Here is a 2,594-nt window from a genome sequence, read left to right on the forward strand (position 1 = left end):
GGCCACCTCTCCCTTTGGGAGAGGTCGGCGCGAAGCGCCGGGTGAGGGGCAACGGACTATCGAGAGACCGTAACCCCTCACCCCGCCCCTCTCCCAAAGGGAGAGGGAGCAATCTTCCGTTGCGGCAACAGCGTGATGACACGTTAATTCAAACGGCTGAGACATGAGCGTGCCGATCGGGGTAAGGGCCATGCGGCTAACCCTTCCAGTGCAGCACGCAGATCAGCGTGAACAGGCGGCGCGCGGTTTCGAAGTCGACCCGCACCTTGCCCTTCAGCCGTTCCTGCAGCGTGCGCGACCCTTCGTCGTGGATGCCGCGACGGCCCATGTCGATCGCCTCGATTCGATCCGGCGTCGCGGTGCGGATCGCCTGATAGTAGCTGTCGCAAATCATGAAGTAGTCTTTCACGATCCGCCGGAACGGCGTCAGCGACAGCAAATGCGCGACCACGGGCGAACCGTCCTCGCGGCGAATATCGAAAGCGAGCCGATTGCCGGTGATGCTGAGATTGAGCGTATAGGGCCCGCTGTCGACGCCTTCCGGCGCAAACAGGTTCTGCTCGATCAGGTCGTAGATCGCGATCGCGCGCTCATGCTCGATATCGGGACCCGAGCGGCCGATCGATTCCTCGTCGAGCGTGACCCCAACAATGCGGTTTTTCGAATCGTCTCCTGAGGGCTGTGCGGTCATGACAGGTTGAGACGTATCCCGACGGAGCGTGAATGGGCATCGAGGCCCTCGGCCCGGCCGAGCGTCATGGCCGCCTGACCCAACGCGCGCAGCTGGTCGGGCCCGCATTTCAGCACCGACGTGCGCTTCATGAAGTCGAGCACGCCGAGGCCTGACGAAAATCGCGCCGAGCGCGCCGTCGGCAGCACGTGATTGGAGCCGCCGACATAGTCGCCAATCGCTTCGGGCGTATGCGATCCGAGAAACACCGCGCCTGCATTGCGGATCTTCGCCGCCAGACCTTCCGGATCCACCGTGATGATCTCCAGATGCTCGGCGGCGAGCGCATCCGCCAGCGCAACCGATTCATCGATGGCCTTCACCTTGATGATGCCACCGAAATCCCGCCACGAGGCGCGCGCGATGTCCGCGCGTGGAAGCGTCGCAAGTTGCGTCTCGACCGCGCGGGCGACGTCGCCCGCCAGCGCAGCATCATCGGTGATCAGGATTGATTGCGCGTTGGCGTCGTGCTCGGCTTGCGCCAAGAGATCGGCTGCGATCCAGGCGGCATTGGCGGATTTGTCGGCGATGACCAGCACCTCGGATGGGCCCGCGATCATGTCGATGCCGACCTTGCCGAACACCAGCCGCTTCGCGGCTGCCACATAGGCATTGCCAGGCCCGACGATCTTGGCAACCGGCGCGATGGTCGCGGTGCCATAGGCCAGCGCCGCCACGGCCTGCGCGCCGCCGACACGATAGATTTCCGAAACCCCGGCCAGGCGCGCCGCCGCGAGCACCAGCGGGTTGAGCCTGCCGTCCGGCGACGGCACCACCATGACGATGCGGTCCACGCCGGCTACCTTTGCCGGCACCGCGTTCATCAACACCGACGACGGATAGGCCGCGGTGCCACCCGGCACGTAAAGGCCGACGGCCTCGATCGCGTTCCAGCGCCAGCCGAGCTCGACGCCGAGCGCGTCGGTAAAGCGTTCGTCCTTCGGCAGTTGCCGGCGGTGGAAGCTTTCGATGCGGTCGCGCGCGAATTCGAGCGCCTTCACCGTCTCGCGGTCGCAGGCCTCTGCGGCCCGTTCGATTTCGTCCTGACTGACGCGAAGGCGCGAAGCATCAAGCTCGAGCCGGTCGAACCGGCTTGTCGCCTCGATCAGAGCGGCGTCGCCGCGCCCCGCGACATCGTCGACAATGCGCCGGCAGGCGGCCTCGACGTCGGCCGCTACCTCGCGCTTCATCGCCAGGAACGCGGCGAATTTCGCCGCAAAATCAGCGCTGGAGGTATCGAGCAAAACGGGCATAACAGCTTTCCGGCGAACGTCTTCAAGGACCTAATTAAAGGCTTCTGCGCCATGGCGCGAGGCCAAATCGCCGTCAATCCTCACGGATTCTCAGGCAGCGCGGTTGCCCGCCGCCGGTGGAATATTCGGGGTTCCTGGTGAGCTAATCGCTGATGCGCTCGATGCGGGCGCCGCAGGCCGAGAGCTTTTCCTCCAGCCGCTCGAAGCCGCGGTCGAGGTGGTAAACGCGGTTGACCATGGTCTCGCCCTCGGCGGCGAGCCCCGCGATCACCAGCGACACCGAGGCGCGCAGGTCGGTCGCCATGACCGGCGCCCCGCGCAGCTCCCCGATGCCGTGGACGGTTGCGGTTTCTCCGTCGAGCTGGATGCGCGCGCCGAACCGCGCCAGCTCCTGCACATGCATGAAGCGGTTTTCGAAAATCGTCTCGGTGATCTGCGAAGCGCCTTTGGCGCGGGTCATCAGCGCCATCAGCTGGGCCTGAAGATCGGTCGGGAAACCCGGGAACGGCGCGGTCGAAACCGTCACTGGCTTCAGTCCCGAACCATTGCGGGTCACCCGAATGCCTTCGTTGGTCGGCGTCACGACCGCACCGGCCTCGGTCAACACGTCA

Annotated in this window: 2 protein-coding genes and 1 pseudogene; all 3 read right to left on the bottom strand. The window is 65.2% G+C overall.

The genetic code is table 11. The features are described from left to right. Nucleotides 1–196 precede the first annotated feature (196 nt). The gene (locus tag VFL62_RS17020) at nucleotides 197–691 is read right to left on the bottom strand and encodes a UPF0262 family protein (protein WP_325173552.1); all 495 of its coding nucleotides are present in this window, start codon (nucleotides 689–691) and stop codon (nucleotides 197–199) included. Continuing rightward, entirely contained in the window at nucleotides 688–1,983 is a 1,296-nt protein-coding gene (gene hisD / locus VFL62_RS17025) for a histidinol dehydrogenase (protein WP_325173553.1), read from the bottom strand. Before hisD ends, VFL62_RS17020 begins: the two co-directional genes overlap by 4 nt. Nucleotides 1,984–2,125: 142 nt before the next feature. Beyond that, nucleotides 2,126–2,594: pseudogene (locus tag VFL62_RS17030) on the bottom strand (UDP-N-acetylglucosamine 1-carboxyvinyltransferase); the annotation flags it as partial.

Source organism: Bradyrhizobium sp. (genome assembly GCF_035701725.1).
In the GTDB taxonomy this organism is placed as follows: Bacteria; Pseudomonadota; Alphaproteobacteria; order Rhizobiales; family Xanthobacteraceae; genus Bradyrhizobium.